16 protein-coding genes are annotated in these 15,864 nt (G+C 71.2%); 8 read left to right on the top strand and 8 right to left on the bottom strand.

Annotation, left to right across the window (positions count from 1 at the left end):
* Positions 1 to 96: 96 nt before the first annotated feature.
* The 3 genes from ACIBP6_RS06255 to ACIBP6_RS06245 all read right to left on the bottom strand — a co-directional run bounded on the left by ACIBP6_RS06255 (position 97) and on the right by ACIBP6_RS06245 (position 2,152).
* Positions 97 to 837 (bottom strand): ABC transporter permease, encoded by a 741-nt coding sequence (locus ACIBP6_RS06255; protein ID WP_397049364.1) that lies wholly within the window; start codon positions 835 to 837, stop codon positions 97 to 99.
* Complete coding sequence (locus ACIBP6_RS06250; RefSeq protein WP_397049362.1) at positions 830 to 1,711, bottom strand: ABC transporter ATP-binding protein; 882 nt, start codon at positions 1,709 to 1,711, stop codon at positions 830 to 832. The genes ACIBP6_RS06255 and ACIBP6_RS06250 overlap by 8 nt, the downstream gene beginning before the upstream one ends.
* 63 nt (positions 1,712 to 1,774) lie before the next feature.
* Positions 1,775 to 2,152, bottom strand: coding sequence for a DUF6069 family protein (locus ACIBP6_RS06245; protein WP_397049360.1), 378 nt, complete (start codon positions 2,150 to 2,152; stop codon positions 1,775 to 1,777).
* Between the two features lie 131 nt (positions 2,153 to 2,283).
* On the opposite strand from ACIBP6_RS06245, the gene ACIBP6_RS06240 reads away from it, so the two are divergent.
* Together ACIBP6_RS06240 and ACIBP6_RS06235 are read left to right on the top strand one after the other, a co-directional pair.
* A complete protein-coding gene (locus ACIBP6_RS06240; protein WP_397049358.1) occupies positions 2,284 to 3,450 on the top strand; it encodes a sensor histidine kinase in 1,167 nt (388 codons plus the stop codon).
* Positions 3,438 to 4,091: a response regulator gene (locus ACIBP6_RS06235; RefSeq protein WP_132610016.1), complete on the top strand. Its 654-nt coding sequence runs from the start codon at positions 3,438 to 3,440 to the stop codon at positions 4,089 to 4,091. The genes ACIBP6_RS06240 and ACIBP6_RS06235 overlap by 13 nt, the downstream gene beginning before the upstream one ends.
* Positions 4,092 to 4,188: 97 nt before the next feature.
* Here ACIBP6_RS06235 and ACIBP6_RS06230 read toward each other — a convergent pair whose 3' ends face one another.
* The 4 genes from ACIBP6_RS06230 to ACIBP6_RS06215 form a co-directional block, all read right to left on the bottom strand.
* A complete protein-coding gene (locus ACIBP6_RS06230) occupies positions 4,189 to 5,115 on the bottom strand; it encodes an SDR family NAD(P)-dependent oxidoreductase (RefSeq protein ID WP_397049356.1) in 927 nt (308 codons plus the stop codon).
* A gap of 23 nt (positions 5,116 to 5,138) precedes the next feature.
* Positions 5,139 to 6,296: a PQQ-dependent sugar dehydrogenase gene (locus tag ACIBP6_RS06225; protein WP_397049354.1), complete on the bottom strand. Its 1,158-nt coding sequence runs from the start codon at positions 6,294 to 6,296 to the stop codon at positions 5,139 to 5,141.
* Positions 6,297 to 6,362: 66 nt separating this feature from the next.
* Positions 6,363 to 6,875 (bottom strand): DUF1097 domain-containing protein, encoded by a 513-nt coding sequence (locus ACIBP6_RS06220; protein WP_397049352.1) that lies wholly within the window; start codon positions 6,873 to 6,875, stop codon positions 6,363 to 6,365.
* A 32-nt stretch (positions 6,876 to 6,907) separates the two neighbouring features.
* Positions 6,908 to 7,648: an SDR family oxidoreductase gene (locus tag ACIBP6_RS06215; protein ID WP_397049350.1), complete on the bottom strand. Its 741-nt coding sequence runs from the start codon at positions 7,646 to 7,648 to the stop codon at positions 6,908 to 6,910.
* 113 nt (positions 7,649 to 7,761) lie between these two features.
* Between ACIBP6_RS06215 and ACIBP6_RS06210 the strand changes: the two genes are divergently transcribed.
* Both ACIBP6_RS06210 and wrbA read left to right on the top strand, forming a co-directional pair.
* Positions 7,762 to 8,481 carry a TetR/AcrR family transcriptional regulator gene (locus tag ACIBP6_RS06210; RefSeq protein WP_397049349.1) on the top strand — a complete coding sequence of 240 codons (720 nt, stop codon included), beginning with the start codon at positions 7,762 to 7,764 and terminating at the stop codon, positions 8,479 to 8,481.
* A 682-nt stretch (positions 8,482 to 9,163) separates the two neighbouring features.
* A complete protein-coding gene (gene wrbA / locus ACIBP6_RS06205) occupies positions 9,164 to 9,781 on the top strand; it encodes an NAD(P)H:quinone oxidoreductase (RefSeq protein WP_397049347.1) in 618 nt (205 codons plus the stop codon).
* 15 nt (positions 9,782 to 9,796) lie between these two features.
* Here the strand turns inward: wrbA and ACIBP6_RS06200 are convergent, their stop codons facing one another.
* Positions 9,797 to 10,264, bottom strand: a complete 468-nt coding sequence (locus ACIBP6_RS06200; RefSeq protein ID WP_397049345.1) for a MarR family winged helix-turn-helix transcriptional regulator — start codon at positions 10,262 to 10,264, stop codon at positions 9,797 to 9,799.
* Here ACIBP6_RS06200 and ACIBP6_RS06195 point away from each other — a divergent pair.
* From ACIBP6_RS06195 to helR, 4 genes are all read left to right on the top strand, one after another.
* A complete protein-coding gene (locus tag ACIBP6_RS06195) occupies positions 10,263 to 11,438 on the top strand; it encodes an LLM class flavin-dependent oxidoreductase (protein ID WP_397049343.1) in 1,176 nt (391 codons plus the stop codon). The two genes, ACIBP6_RS06200 and ACIBP6_RS06195, sit on opposite strands and share 2 nt — an antisense overlap.
* Positions 11,435 to 12,046 (top strand): NAD(P)H-dependent oxidoreductase, encoded by a 612-nt coding sequence (locus tag ACIBP6_RS06190; RefSeq protein WP_397049341.1) that lies wholly within the window; start codon positions 11,435 to 11,437, stop codon positions 12,044 to 12,046. The genes ACIBP6_RS06195 and ACIBP6_RS06190 overlap by 4 nt, the downstream gene beginning before the upstream one ends.
* A gap of 154 nt (positions 12,047 to 12,200) precedes the next feature.
* Positions 12,201 to 13,421 (top strand): glycosyltransferase, encoded by a 1,221-nt coding sequence (locus tag ACIBP6_RS06185; RefSeq protein WP_397051466.1) that lies wholly within the window; start codon positions 12,201 to 12,203, stop codon positions 13,419 to 13,421.
* 130 nt (positions 13,422 to 13,551) lie between these two features.
* A complete protein-coding gene (gene helR, locus ACIBP6_RS06180; RefSeq protein WP_397049339.1) occupies positions 13,552 to 15,699 on the top strand; it encodes an RNA polymerase recycling motor ATPase HelR in 2,148 nt (715 codons plus the stop codon).
* The last annotated feature ends 165 nt before the right edge of the window (positions 15,700 to 15,864 follow it).

Here is a 15,864-nt window from a genome sequence, read left to right as displayed (position 1 = left end):
GCGCGTAAGTTCCCTGAACCGACAGGACCGGCGGCATCGCCGTCACCGAGTCGAAAGGAGCTGGTCCGCCCCTTCCCACCGCGGTAGCGGGGCGGGTCAGGAGAATCGCCTGCCCTCGTCGCGGCGGTAGGCCCAGGCGGCGGCGGCCGCCATGACAACGGTCCAGACGGCCAGCATGACCAGCGACACCGCGCTCGGGCCGATCCCGGCGATCGCCCACCAGATCAGCTCGGCCGCGCCCCGGGTGGGCACGTACGGCGAGACGACCTGCAGGAACCCCGGCAGGATCTGCGGCGGCAGCAGCAGCCCCCCGAGGATGGCCATCGGGAAGAACAGGAGCTGCGACACGGCCGTCGCGGCCTTCGACACCAGCATGAAGCCGACGAACAACCCCATCAGCATGAAGGGCACAATGCTCGCGACCAGTGCGCCCAGCCCCAGCAGCAGCCCGGTCGGCGTGATCGTCGCCTCCGTGAACAGCGCGGCCATCACCAGCACGGGAATCACCGAGATCAGCATGACGGCGAGTGTCGACAGGATTCGCCCGGCGAAGCGCGGGACCGGGCCCGCGGGCAGCGTGCGCAGGTACGGATTCCACGGCCCTTCGCGGTCCTGCGAGACCGTGGAGCTGAGCCCCGTCAGCGCGGCGGACATGGCGCCGAAGAACATCAGCGAGCCTGTCGCCGTCGTCGCGCTCCTCACGTCCTGGCCCGCGAACGGCACCACGAACGCCAGCATCGAGATGGCCGGGAAGAAGGAGCTGGCCAGGATGCCGATCGGGACCCTGATCTGCTCGATCATGAGATAGCGCGTATGGGCGAGGACCAGGCTAGACATTCGCGGGCTCCTTCGAGGTGATGGCGAGGAAGGCCTCCTCCAGCGTGGCCGGCCTGATCTCCAGGCCGGAGAACGGCACGCGCTTGCGCACCAGCTCCACGACCAGCCGGTCGGGGTCGGTGGTGACCAGGTCGATCCGGCCGTCCGCGCGTTCGGAGCCGAGCACGCCGGGCAGCTCGGGCAGGTCATCGGCGACGAGGGAGACGCGCCGCGCGGCCACCATGTCGCGGACGGCCCGCACGGTGTCGTCGACCAGCACGCGGCCGTGGCCGACCACCACGACCCGGTGGGCCAGAGCCTCGATCTCCTCCAGGTAGTGACTGGTGAGCAGCACGGTGCCGCCGTCCTCGTGGAAGGCCTTGATGCCGTCCCACAGCGCCCGCCTGGCCTCGACGTCCAGCCCGGTCGTGGGCTCGTCGAGGAACACCAGTCGCGGCCGGCCCGCGAACGCGAGTGCCACCGCCAGCCGCCGCCGCTGCCCGCCGGACAGTCCCCCGACCTGCCGCCTCACCAGGTCGCTGAGGCCGAACCTGGCCAGCAGCTCCGCCGTGCCGAGGGGCTCGGGGAAGTGCGCGGAGACGAAGTCGGCGATCTCGCCCACGCGTAACGACTCCGGCAACCCGGTCTCCTGCGGTGTCACACCGATGCCGCGGCGCAGGGCCGGGTCCTGCGGCGAGCCGCCGAACAGCTCCATCGCGCCCGACGTCGGCCGGCGCAGCCCCACGAAGAGATTGATGAGGGTGGACTTGCCCGCGCCGTTCGGGCCGAGCAGCCCGACCAGCTCGCCTGCCCTGATGTCGAGCGAAACGCGGTCGAGCGCGAGCACGTCGCCGTAGCGGCGGCTGGCCTCGATCGCTCTGGCGAGGACCGTCATGTCATGTCTCCTGTCCCTGAGCTCGGGGAGCCCCGAGCGTGTCGTGTCCGGCGACCGGCATGTTCATCGCCGCGCCAGCCCCGGAACGAGCACGGCGCCGACGACCAGGTGCAACAGGACCAGCACCAGCGTCGCGCCGATACCGACGGCGCCGCCTACCGGGCCGAACAGCGACAGGACGAGCACGACCGGGGCGACGACCGTCCAGACCCGGCCGGGCCTGGACGCGAACCGCTCCAGGACGGCCAGCAGCGCCCAGCCCGCCAGCCCGGCCAGCAGGCTCGCCATCACGACCGATACCGGCCCGACCGGCTGCGTGCCGCCGCCCGCCCGAACGGTCAGGGCCGTCCCGGCCACCGGCACCGCCAGGGCCCAGACGGCCAGGGCGGCCGCGGGCGCGCCGATCAGGGTGAGCAGAAGTCTTCTGAGTGAGGTGTTCATGCCGGTCAGCCTCGCCCGCCGGCCTGGTCCGCCGCATCGGGCGCGCGGTCGCGCCCTGTCCTCCCCCGGCGGGGTACGGGTCCTCCTTTGGTAGGTGATGGGTCCCCCGTACCGGCCACTAACCTGGCCCGGTGAGCGAGATCCGACCCCCGTACCGCCTGGCGGTGGCCGGCGTGGTCCTTGTGGTGGGCGCGCTGAACGCCGTGACGCTGTGGGGCCTGGCCGGCCGGCCCACCTGGGGGCTGGACGTCGCGGTCGCGGCGGTGAGCCTGGCCACCGCGCTCGCCCAGCTGCGGTGGCCGGCCTCCGGGGCGCTGGCCGCCACCCTCCTGGCCACGCTCTCTCCGGTGGCCACGCCGGCGGCGACGATGGGGGCGCTCCAGGTGGCCCAGCGCAGGCGCTTCCCCGTCGCGGCGGCGATGGCGGCCGCGGGCGTCCTGGCCCACCTGGTCCAGGGGCTGTGGCGGCCGAGCTCCGGCATCTCCCTGCGCTGGTGGCTGCTGCTGATCTGCGCCTCCTACGGTGCGCTGCTCGGCTGGGGCGCGCTGGCCCGCTCCCGCCGCGCCCTGCTCCACTCCCTGCGCGAACGCGCCCGCCGCGCCGAGGCCGAGCAGGGCAGGCGGATCGCCGAGGCCCGCATGGCCGAACGCCGCCGGCTCGCCAGAGAGATGCACGACGTGCTGGCCCACCGCCTGTCCCTGGTGGCCACCCACGCCGGGGCACTGGAATACCGCCCCGACTCCTCCCCCGACCAGGTCGCCAGGGCCGCCGGGGTGGTCCGCGCCGGTGTCCACCAGGCGCTGGAGGAGCTGCGCGAAGTGATCAACCTGCTCCGCGAGCAGGACGACCACCTGGACGAGCTGGAGCCCCGGCAAGGTCTGACCGATCTGCCCGCCCTGATCAGCGACGCACGGCAGGCCGGCCAGCCGGTACGGCTCCGCGAGGAGGTCACCGACGTCGCCACCCTGCCGGCGGCGGCGTCGCTGACCGCGTACCGCGTCGTGCAGGAGGGGCTGACCAACGCCCGCAAACACGCCCCCGGCCAGCCGATCGAGGTTGTGCTGCGCGGCGCTCCCGGCACGCCCCTGGTGATCGACATCCGCAACCCGCTGCCCTCGGCCGACGCGGACTCCCTCGCGACCGGCAGCGGGCCCGGCAGCGGGCCCGGCAGCGGGCCCGGCAGCGGGCTGGGGCTGGTCGGGCTCACCGAGCGGGTACGGCTGGCCGGCGGGCAGCTGGACCACCACAGCACCGACGGAGAGTTCCGGCTCCAGGCCCGGCTACCATGGCCGGCGTGATCCGCGTGCTCCTGGTCGACGACGACGCCCTGGTCCGCGCCGGGTTGTCCATGATGCTCGACGGCGCCGCCGGCATCACCGTCGTCGCCGAGGCGGCCGACGGTCAGGAGGCCGTCACCGCCACCGACGCCCACGCCCCCGACGTCGTCCTGATGGACCTGCGCATGCCTCGCGTGGACGGCATCACCGCCACCCGCCGGCTACGCGCCCGCGCCCGGCCGCCCGAGGTGATCGTGCTGACCACGTTCGACACCGACGAGAACGTCCTGTACGCGCTCCGCGCCGGTGCCGCCGGGTTTCTGCTCAAGGACACCCCGCCACCGCAGATCGTGGAGGCGATCACTCGCGTCGCCGCGGGAGACCCGATCCTGTCCCCGCGCATCACCCGGCGGTTGATGGACCGCACCGTCGCTCAGGCCGGCGCCTACGAGCGGGCCCGCGCCGCGCTGGCCGCCCTCACCCCGCGTGAGCACGAGGTGGCCCTGGCGATCGCCCAGGGCCGGACGAACGCCGACATCGCCGCCGACCTTGCCATGGGCGTCACGACGGTGAAGGCCCACGTCTCCAGCATCCTGACCAAGCTCGCCCTGGACAACCGCACCCAGATCGCGCTCCTCGCCCACGACGCGGGCCTCACCTGACCGGCGTCGGCCCGCCTCACGAACCTCCGCTTCCGGAGGGGGCCCGCGCAGCTGTCCGCCTGTCGTCCAGGGGGCCCGGCGCGTCAGGTACGGCCGGTCACGCCGATCCGGTGCCGGGCCCGCCGGCGGCGTGCCGCTGTTTCCGCGGGGTCAGCAGCTCGCCGAACCCCATGCGCCGGACGAAGTTCTCGCGTGTGGCGCGAGCGACGTCGTTGACCGCCTCCACGCCGGATTCGGTGTAGTCGACGACGCTGCGGAAAGGCTTGGCGCCGTGCGGGAGGGCGAGGATCCGGGTGATCTCCTCGGCGACTCCGACGGGGCTCGGGTCGACTCCGGGGACGAAGAGCGCGGAGGTCACCTCCTCATTGCGCGCGACCAGCGGGTCGAGTTCGGCGTAGGCGGCCGAGACGGCTGAGTCGCCGGCTCGGGTGGCGTTGGGGAAGTGCTGGGTGCCCTTGGTGATCGCACCGGGCATGACGATGCAGGTCTCGACACCGAACGGGTTGGCCTCGTACGACGTGGCCACCGCCAGGGTGTCGAAAGCCGCCTTGGAGGCCGCGTACGGGCCGAGGAAGGGCGGCGTGGTGACGATGATGGTGCTGCCGACGTACAGCAGGGTGCCGCCGCCGCGGTTGCGCAGATGAGGCATGACCGCGCGGTTCACCCGGTGGGCGCCGATGACGTTGATGTCGAAGAGGCGGGCGATGTCCTCGGCGGTGAACGCCTCGGTGTATCCGACGTAGAGGTGCCCCGCGTTCTGTATCACGACGTCGAGGTCGCCGCCGTCCCGCAGGACGGTGCCGACGGCCGCGTCGGCTGATTCCTGCGAGGTGACGTCGAGTTCGACGACGTGCAGGGTCGCGCCGTGCCGTGCGGCGAAGTCGAGCAGTTCTCGGCGGTGGACGTCGTCCTGTCCGTACGGGTCGCGCATGCTGGCCCACACGGTGTGCCCGGCGCGGGTGAGTGCCTGGGCGGTGAGGTTGCCGATGCCGGTGGAGGCTCCGGTGATGAGGATGGTGGACATGACGATTCTCCGTTCGAAGGAAATCAGGAGGTGGGGCGGACGAGTTCGACGCGCAGGATGCGATCGTCGCCCGGCCGGGCGTCGGTGCCACCCCACGTCGCTCTGTCGGTGTTGGAGGTCGTGATCCACAAGGAGCCGTCGGGTGCCGGCTCCACTGTGCGGATCCGTCCGTAGCGCTCGGTGAAGTAGGCGACGGGCTCGCCGTCCGCCCGGGGTCCGTCGACGGGCAGGCGCCAGAGCCGCTGTCCGCCGAGCGCGCCCATCCAGACGGCCCCACCGGCGATGGCGATGCCGGACGGCGAGGCGTCGTCGGGGTGAAGGGTGAAGATCGGGCGTTCGCCGTGCGAGCCGTCCTGCCCTTCGGACTCGGGCCATCCGTAGTCGCGTCCCGGGCGCAGGACGTTCAGCTCGTCCCACGTGCGGTGACCGAGTTCGGATGCGTAGGCGGTGCCGTCGGGGCCGAACGCGATGCCCTGCACGTTGCGATGGCCGGTGGAGTAGACGGCGGTTCCCGAGGGGTTGTCCGGCGGCACGGATCCGTCGGGCCGAATCCGCAGAATCTTGCCGTTCAGTGACTCGTCGTCGGCCGCGTTCTCGGGCGAGAAGGCGTCGCCGGTGCCGATCCAGAGGTTGCCGTCCGGCCCGAAGCGCAGGCGCCCGCCGTGATGGCGGTCGGCGGTTTCGATGCCGTCCAGGATCACCCGTTCCTGGCGCAGGGAGCGCAGGTCGGGGGCGAGGCGCAGCGCCACGACGCGGTTGGTGGGCGAGGCCGACACATACGCGTAGACGGTGCGGTCCCTGTCGAAGGACGGCGAGGCGGCCAGCCCGAGCAGGCCGCCCTCGGAGCTCACCTCGACCCCGGGAACCGCGCCGATCGGCTCGGGATCCCGGCCCTGCCGGATGTGCACGATCCGTCCCGTCGACCGTTCGGACATCAGGGCGGAGCCGTCCGGGAGGAACGTCAGGCCCCAAGGCATGGTCAGGCCGCCGGCGATCTCGGTGACCTCTCCGGGGACCAGGCCGCCCGCGACCTGGGCTGGGGTGTTCTGCGACGTGCCCGGCCCCGGAAGGTCCTGCGACATGCCGGGTCCTGGTGTGCCGCAACCGGCCACCAGGACCAGGGCGCTGAGGAGAACGGCGACGGCGCTGTGGCGGCCGCCGGTACGTGGGATGAGAAGCATGGCTGAGCTGTCCTTCCTGGCTGTCAGGCGAACGGGGGAACGGGCTCCGTCCCCCCGCTCGGGCCCCTACGTGGCGAACCGGTGCTGCAGCCGCTGGCAGGCGAAGCCGGCGAAGGCGCCCAGGGCGCTACCGGCGATCAGGGTGAGCAGTCCCGGGAGCACCTGCTCCGGTTCCGCGGCGAAGAAGGTCACCAGGCCCACGAACCAGGCGAGCATGTTGTCGAGTACGGGCGTCGTGCGCAGGCCGACAACGACCGTGGCCAGGACCAGGACCGCGAGCGGCAACGCCGCGGCGCCCGCGAAGGGGCCGGTCAGCTCGACGATGGTGTGGCCGAGCACGGCGAGCACCATGCCGAGCCATAGACAGATGACGGCGTGGACGCCGAGGCGGGCAGAGGTGGGCCGGGTGAACCACGCCACCCAGCCCGCGAACATGACCCAGGCCTGCAGGCCCAGGGCTGTGCTGGTGTAGGCGGCGACTGCCGCCACCACGGCCGCGATGGCGGTGAAGGCTACGAACCGGCCGGCGGTGGGCCGATCTACGGCGGGGTGCGCCGTGATGCTGGTACGCGTCTCCATGGGGGGTTCCTCCTAGATGGTCGAGTGCGGAGTCAGGCTGCGCCGCCGTTGGCGAACACGATCTGGCCGTTGACCCATCGGCCGGGGCCGGCCAGGAAGGCGACGACCTCCGCGATGTCCTGCGGGGTGCCGAGCCGCCTCATCGGGCTCAGGCCGGCGATCCGCTCGATGTCCTGCTGTGACTTGCCGTCGAAGAACAGCTCCGTGGCCGTGGGGCCCGGTGCCACCGCGTTGACCGTGACGTCTCGGCCGCCCAGTTCCCTGGCCAGGATCGGAACGAGGGCCTCCACCGCCCCCTTGCTCGCGGCATACGCGCCGAAGGCCGGATGGTGCAGTCGGGTGACGCTGGTGGAGAAGGCGACGATGGCGCCACCGGACCGGATGCGGCGCGCGGCCTGCCTGGCCACGACGAACGTGCCCCGGACATTGATGCGCAGTTGCCGGTCCAGCTGGGCCAGGTCCAGCTCACGGGTCGGCTGCAGCGCCATCACACCCGCTGCGTTGACCACGACGTCGACGGGGCCGAGGCGTTCCTCGACGGTGTCGAACGCGACGGCGACCGCGACCTCGTCGGCCACGTCGGCCTGCAGCGCGATCCCGCGGCTGCCGGCCGCCTCGATCTCGTCGACGGCGGCGTCCGCCTCCTTGGCGTTGGACGCGTAGACGACGGCGACGTCCAGGCCCGCCGCGGCGAGCCTGGAGGCGACGGCGCGGCCGATCCCCCGCGAGCCCCCGGTGACGATGGCGATGCGTGATGCGGTATTCATGAACATCCTCCTCGTTCAAGCGCTAACGATTGCAAGTTAGCACCAGTTCTTCACCGATAACAAGAGAGTGTTAGCACTTATTGTTACCGATTAAGGGGAAGGCCTGTTAGCATCGCTACATGTCCAGCATCGACAAGCGTGAAGCGATCCTCGACGCCGCAGCGGACCTGCTGGCGCGCGAGGGAAGGGACGCCGTCTCCACCAGGGCGGTCTGCAAGGCCGCCGGCGTGCAGGCGCCGATCCTGTACCGGCTGTTCGGCGACAAGCAGGGTCTGCTGGATGCCGTGGCCAGTCGAGGGCTCATGGCGTACCTCGCCGAGAAGCGAAACCTGACGCCCAGCGGCGACCCCGTGGAGGACTTGCGGCGCGGCTGGGAGCTGCATGTCGGGTTCGGCCTCGCCGAGCCCACGCTGTACTCGCTCATCTACGGGAGCCCACGACCGGGTACCGAGCCCGACGGGGCCAAGCAGGCCGCGGAGATCCTCGCCGGGCTGGTGCACCGCGTCGCCCTGGCCGGTCGGCTCCGCGTGCCGGAGGAGCGGGCGGCGCGCGTGATCCACGCGGCCGGACGGGGCACCACGCTGGCCCTGATCGCCACACCAGAGGCGGAACGCGACATGGACGCCGCCCGGATCGTCCGCGAAGCGGTCATCCACGCGATCACCGAACCCGCCACGACCGGCTCCACGCGGACCGGGGACGACGTCGTGGCCGGCGCCATCACCCTGAGGGCCGCTCTCGGGGACCTGAAGGTCCTCAGCCCTTCCGAGAGCCAACTGCTGAGCGACTGGCTCGATCGGATCATCGAAGGCCAGCGCCGCGACCACATGGGTTCGTGACGGCTTGGGCGACGGGAGCGGTCGGATGGGTGGTGACGTCCGGACGGCCACCACCCGCCGCACCAAGCTCGGCCGGCCCTTCACCCGCTGGTCGATCCGCAAACTCGCCGCCTGCCTTGGGCCGCGTCCACATCGGCGGGGAAGCCTTACGGTGCCCGCTGCCGCTCCGCGGCAGCACCTTCCAGCACACCAGCCCTGAAACGAATCGCCCGACCCGGACGCGATCCGGATCGAGGAGGCCCTGGAACGCTCCCGGACCGGCTCTTCGCTCTCGCCGGATTCGGGCCCTCCAGTGATCCGCCCCACCGCGGCGCTCCCGCCGGGCGAGCAGGGCAAGCCCGCCCGCCTGCCGGCGACCCGTCCGCGCCCACGGCGCGAGGTACTTCCACGGCTGCCATTCCGTCGCGACGATCACCTGTGGACGCCGACCGGCGCCGCAAAGGCAGCGCCTCCCTGGCAGCCGCAGCCTGACCAAACCGGCGAACTATCCGGTCACAGCACCAGCGAGCCCGCCACTGGCCGGCCAGAAGAACAGTGCCGTACCCGCCTAGCGGGCCCGCGCGACCCACAGCGGTGATCGGCCGCCGCGTCCCGAACTAGTTGACATTTCAATCAAAGAGATTTAAGTTTCAACTAACTTCGAGCCTTTCCTCCTCGCCAGTCATCGATGGGAGAACCCCTCATGACCACGCCCGTCAAGGTCGCTGTCATCTACTACTCCGCCACCGGCTTCAGCGCCGAGATCGCCAAGGAGGTCGCCCAGGCCGCCGAGAAGGCCGGCGCGGAAGTACGGCTCCGCAAGGCCGCGGAACTGGCCCCGGAGGCGGCGATCGCCTCCAACGAAGCCTGGGCCGCACACGCCGCCGCCAGCGCCGGAGTCACCGTGGCCACCGCCGACGACGTCGCCTGGGCCGACGCCGTGATCTTCGGCACGCCCACCCGCTTCGGCAACGTCTCCTCACAGCTCAAGCAGTTCATCGACGCCCTGGGCGGGCTGTGGGCGCGGGGCCTGCTGGCCGACAAGGTCTACAGCGGGTTCGTCACCACCGCCACCGCCCATGGCGGCCAGGAATCCACGCTGCTGGCCTTGTACAACTCCATCCACCACTTCGGCGGCCTGATCGTCTCGCCCGGCTACACCGACCCGGTGAAGTTCATCGACGGCAACCCCTACGGCACCTCCCACGTCGACGCGCAGGGCAACAACCCGATCAGCGACCAGACCCGTAACGCCGCCCGCCACCAGGCCGAGCGCGTCGTCCAGGTCGCCGCCGCTCTCCGGACCGGGCTGGCCGCGTAGCACCCGATCACACGGCTACGCGTCGTCGCCGCGGTCAGTCTCGACGGCGGGATCGAGGCGGGCCCAGATGTCGGCCAGACGACGGAGGTCGTCGTCGTCGAGCCGGTCGAAGAACAGTTCGCGCAGATCGCTGTGATGCCGGCGCCGCGCCTTGCGCATGAGCGCCCGCCCATCACTGGTCAGAACCGCATCGAAGGCGCGCCCGTCAACGGGTGACCGCCGTCGCTCGATCAGCCCGCGGCTTTCGAGCCGGTCGGCGAGGCGGGTGAACCCGCCGCTGGACATCAGGCGGCGCTGGGCGAGGTACGACATCCGCCTGCCTTCGGGGCCGGCGGAATAGAGCAGAGACAGCACGCTGTACTCGGCCATGCTCACGTTCAGCGGAGCGAGCCCCGCCTCCATAGCACGCCAGAGCCGCTCGTGCGCCCGCAGGAACCCTTCCCAAGCTTCCTGCTCAAGGTCTCCCAGACGGTCGGTCGCCATGGCGGCACGCTATCCAGATGCTGTCTGCGCAGGCAAATCATCGGCCGGAATATCTGCTTGCGCAGACAAGTTATTGCCCACCGTCCGCATCACCGACGACCTAGGAACAGAGATGGCATTCGAGATCGGAATCATGACCTTCGGTGAGATCACCGCGGATCTCACCACCGGTGCCCTCCCATCTCCGCGGCAACGCGTCCGCGAGACGATCGAGCAGGCGAAAGTCGCCGACGAGGTGGGTCTCGACGTGTTCGGCGTCGGTGAGCACCATCGCAGCGACTTCGTCGGATCCGCACCGGCCATCCTGCTGGCGGCCGCGGCGGAGCAGACGAAGCGCATCCGGCTGACGAGTTCCGTCACCGTGCTGAGCTCGGAGGACCCCGTACGCGTCTGGGAGCAGTTCGCGACGATCGACCTGCTGTCGGCCGGCCGAGCCGAGATCATCGCGGGACGCGGCTCCTACACGGAATCCTTCCCGCTCTTCGGATACGACCTGAGTGACTACGCCGACCTCTTCCGCGAGAACCTCGACCTGCTGCTCAAGATCCGCGAGCAGAACCCGCTGACCTGGAAGGGACGCTTCCGCGCCCCCTTGGTCGACGCCGACATCGCGCCCCGCGCGGACGGCGCCACGATCCCGATCTGGGTGGGGGTCGGCGGGTCGCCGGCGTCCGCCGTCAGCACCGGCCGGCTCGGTCTGCCGATGGCGCTGGCCCTGCTGCTGGGGCCGATCACCTTCCACGAGCAGACCGTCGCTCTCTACCGGGAGTCCGCCGCGAAGGCGGGGCACGACGTGGACGCGCTGCGGATCAGCATCAACGCGCACGGGTACGTCGGGCGCACCAGTCAGGAGGCGAGAGACGTCATGTACCCCTACTTCGCGAAGGGCATGGCGGACAACAACCACCAACGGGGCAAAGGGCTGCTGCTTCCGCGGGCCGCGTTCGACGCGCAGTCGTCGCCGGGGGCCGGTTTGCTGGTGGGCAGTTCGCAAGAGATCATCGACAAGCTGCTCGCCTACCACGAGTTGTACGGTGTGAGCCGCGCCATCATGCAAATGGGCTTCGGCGGGCTTCCGCAGAAGGAGCACCTCGAGGCGATCGAGCGGCTCGGCACAGAGGTGGCGCCGGTCGTGCGCCGTGAGGTCGCGGCGCGTGAGGGGAGGGCGGCATGACCACGTCCGTCGTCGACGCGGAACCGGCCGCGCGCGTGGACGGCGCGGCGCTGCGAGTCGTCGTCGTCAACGGCAGCCCGAATCAGCCGTCCAAGACGATGGGTCTCGTCGACGTCGTGCTCGACATGCTGGGCGGGATGCTCCCCATGGAGACGTCTCGGATCGACGTGTACCGCCTGGGCCCGGGGTTCACCGGAGCGATCGGGCGCGACGACGTCACGCCCGAGGTCGAGGCCGCGCTCCGGCTGGCCGAGGATGCCGATCTCCTCATCGCCGCGGCACCCGTTTTCCGAGGCACGTACCCCGGCATGTTCAAGCACTTCTTCGACCTTGTCGACCAGTACGCGCTCGCGAACAAGCCCGTCCTCCTTGCCGCGACGGGCGGAGGCGACCACCATGCGCTTGTCCTGGAGCACGCGCTGCGGCCGCTGTTCGCCTTCTTCCAGGCGCTGACCGTGCCCGTCGCGTTCTTCGCATCCGCCGGGGACTTCGACGGTACGAGACTGCTCAACCCCCGCATCTACGGACGCATCGAGGTCGGACTCGCTGACGTCGCAGACCTGCTCAAGGCACGCGCGACCGGTTTGCCGGCAACGCCGGACGCTTGACCGCCGAGCGGCTGAGGAAGCGGAAAGAGGAGCCCCCACCCTTTCCACTCTCAACGTATAGCGCACCGGGGGGCTTGCGGCAAGACCCGGGTCGTGCCGGAGAATCGTCGGCCAAGGCCAGGAGCTGCGCAAACCGGGGGGACGAGAAGTGCGTGTGTTGTTGTCGACGTATGGGTCGCGCGGGGACGTCGAACCGCTGGTGGCACTCGCGGTGCGGTTGCGGGAGCTCGGCGCGGAGGTGCGGGTGTGCGCACCGCCGGACGAGGACTTCGCTCAGCGGCTGGCCGATGTCGGCGTGCCGATGGTGCCCTTCGGCCGGTCGGCGCGGGCGCTGACGACCGCTCAGCCGTCACCGGCGGACCTGCCGCGGCGCGCGGCCGAGCTGATCGCCGGCCAGCTCGACGTGGTCCTCGCCGCGGCCGAGGGATGTGACGTGCTGGTGGCGACCGGCATGATGCCGGCCGCCGCCGGCGCCCGTTCGGTGGCCGAGAAGCTGGGCATCCGTTGCGTGCACGCGACGTTCCAGCAGCTCACGCTGCCGTCGCCGCACCACCCGCCACTGGCGTATCCGGGCCGGCCGTTCCCGCCGGACGTGACCGACAACCGGGTGCTGTGGGAGCTGGACGCCCAGAGCATCAACGCGCTGTTCGGTACGGCGCTCAACACCCATCGGGCATCGATCGGCCTGCCCCCGGTGGACGACGTTCGCGACTACGTCATCGGCGACCGGCCGTTGCTGGCGACGGACCCGGTCCTGGACCGGTGGCAGGAGACGCCGGATCTCGACGTCGTCCAGACCGGCGCGTGGATCCTGCCGGACGTTCGCCCGCTCCCGGCCGAGTTGACGGCGTTCCTGGACGCCGGCACGCCGCCGGTGTACGTGGGCTTCGGCAGCATGCCCATGCGCGCGTCGACGGACGCCGCCCAGGTGGCCATCGAGGTGATCCGCGCGCAGGGCCGCCGCGTCCTCGTCTCCCGCGGCTGGGCCGGCCTGGCGCTGATCGACGACCGGGACGACTGCTTCGTCGTCGGCGAGGTCAACCATCAGGCGCTGTTCGGCCGGGTGGCCGCCGTCGTGCACCACGGCGGCGCGGGCACCACGACGACGGCGGCCCGGGCCGGCGCGCCCCAGGTGGTGGTCCCCCAGGCGACGGACCAGCCGTACTGGGCCGGTCGGGTGGCCGAGCTGGGCATCGGCGCGGCACACGACGGCCCGGAGCCCACCGCCGAGTCGCTGTCGACCGCGCTCAAGACGGCCCTGACCCCCGAGACCCGCGAACGAGCGACCGCCGTGGCCGGCATGATCCGCGCCGACGGTGCGACGGTGGCCGCCAAGCTGCTGCTCGACCCTGACAAGCCGCCCGTGTCCGCGTGAGATCGTCGAGCCAGACCTTTGCCACCAGAACCTTTGCCACCAGAACCGGCAACGGCCTCGGGGTCCAGCCGGTCATGGCCACGATTCGGGCGCCCCGCGCGCAAGAGAACTCAGATCGGAGCCCATCGTAGTGAACCCGCTGACCACCAGCGCGTTTGACCTTCCCGACCACCTCTCCCCCAAGGCCGACCCGCAGCTGATCGCCGGCGATGAGCAACACTTCGCGGCCATCGCGGAGAGCCTCGATCAGTCGATCGCCGACCTGTCCGACCGCCTCGACGCCGCGCGCAAGGCGCCCGGCGGCAAAGGCCGCCAGGCGCTCGACCGGGACTTGGAGATCCACCGGCTGAGCGCTCGGCTGCGCGCGCTGCGTCGCTTCGGTCTGGACCTGTGCCTCGGACGGATGGTCAGCGCGGACGACCCCGAGCCCGTGTACGTCGGACGACTCGGCCTCACGGACCGCGCGGGCCGCCGGCTGCTGCTCGACTGGCGCTCCCCCGCGGCTGAGCCGTTCTTCGGAGCCACGCACGCCAACCCGATGGGTCTGGCCAGCCGCCGCAGGTATCGCTGGACCCGCGGCCGGATCAGCGACTACTGGGACGAGGTGTTCACCTCGGACGGGTTCGAGGGGCACGCCGCGCTCGACGACCAGTCCGCCTTCATCGCCAGCCTGGGCAGCAGCCGTTCGCCGCGGATGCGCGACGTGCTCGGCACCATCCAGGCCGACCAGGACGCCATCATCCGCGCGGGCTCCCGGGGCGCTCTCGTCGTCGACGGCGGCCCGGGCACCGGGAAGACCGTCGTCGCCCTGCACCGCTCCGCCTACCTTCTCTACTCCGACCCTCGGCTCGGTCATCGCCGGGGCGGCGTGCTGTTCGTCGGCCCGCACCAGCCCTACCTGGCCTACGTCGCCGACGTCCTGCCCAGTCTCGGAGAGGAGGGCGTGCAGACCTGCACCCTGCGGGACCTCGTCGCCGAGGGAGCCGCGGCCACGGTCGAGACCGATCCGGACGTGGCCCGCCTGAAGTCGTCCGCGGACCTGGTGAAGGCCATCGAGCCGGCCGTCAGGTTCTACGAGAACCCGCCCACCAAGGGGATGACGGTCACGACCCACTGGTCGGACATCTCGCTGAGCCCCGCGGACTGGGCCGAGGCGTTCGAAGCGGCAGAACCCGGCACTCCGCACAACGAGGCGCGCGACCGGATCTGGCAGGAGCTGCTCACGATCCTGCTGGACAAGCACGACGACGACGTCTCGCCTGACCTGCTCCGCAGGTCGCTGCTGCAGAACAGGGAGCTGCTCACGACCTTCAACCGCGCGTGGCCGGTGATCGAAGCGGCCGACCTCGTCGGAGACCTCTGGTCGGTGCCCGCGTACCTGCGGATGTGCGCTCCCTGGCTCAGCCCCGATGAGGTCCGCAGATTGCAGCGCGAGGACGCCCAGGCCTGGACGGTGTCCGACCTGCCGCTCCTGGACGCGGCACGGCAGCGGCTCGGCGACCCGGAGGCGTCACGACGTAAGCGCCGCATCGAAGCCTCCGTCGCCGCCGAACGGGAGCGCATGGCCAGGGTCGTCGACGACTTGCTGGCGGCCGACGACGACGGTGAAGGCGTGGTGACGATGCTGCACGGACAGGACGTACGGGACGCCCTGATCGACGAGACCGCGCTGCCCGGCGCCGACCCGGACCGGCTCGCCGGCCCGTTCGCGCACATCGTCGTGGACGAGGCGCAGGAGCTGACCGACGCGGAGTGGCAGATGTTGCTGCTCCGGTGTCCGTCCCGGAGCTTCACCATCGTCGGCGACCGTGCCCAGGCCAGGCACGGGTTCACGGAGTCGTGGCAGGAACGGCTCGAACGGGTCGGGCTCGACCGGATCGACCTGGCCTCCCTGAGCATCAACTACCGGACGCCGGAAGAGGTCATGACGGAAGCCGAGCCGGTCATCAGGGCCGCGCTCCCGGACGCCAACGTGCCGACCTCCATCCGCAGCGGCGGGGTGCCCGTCGAGCACGGTTCCGTTTCGGATCTGGGCTCGATCCTCGACACCTGGCTCGCCGCGCACGCCGACGGGACCGCCTGCGTCATCGGCGATCCCACGTTCCGGGCGACGTCCCGCGTAAGGTCGCTGACCCCGGAGCTGTCGAAGGGGCTCGAGTTCGACCTGGTCGTCCTCATCGACCCGGAAAGGTGGGGGGAGGGCATCGAGGGAGCGGTCGACCGCTACGTCGCGATGACCCGGGCGACCCAGCGGCTCGCCGTGCTCACAAGCTCCTGAAATGTGTCGGGCCCGCGCCGGAGTGCCCCTCCGGCGCGGGCCGCACGTGTGGACCCGTCAGACTTCCTCGACGCTGCTCGGCTCACGCCGGGACAGGTCGATACCGAGCTCCTCCGCCGCGCGGAAGACGTCCTCGTCGGTGTCGCGCATCTCGATGGACATGCC

The sequence above is a fragment of the Nonomuraea terrae genome, from assembly GCF_044465245.1.
Lineage (GTDB): Bacteria > Actinomycetota > Actinomycetes > Streptosporangiales > Streptosporangiaceae > Nonomuraea > Nonomuraea terrae.
This window is presented reverse-complemented; position numbering and strand designations above follow the sequence as displayed.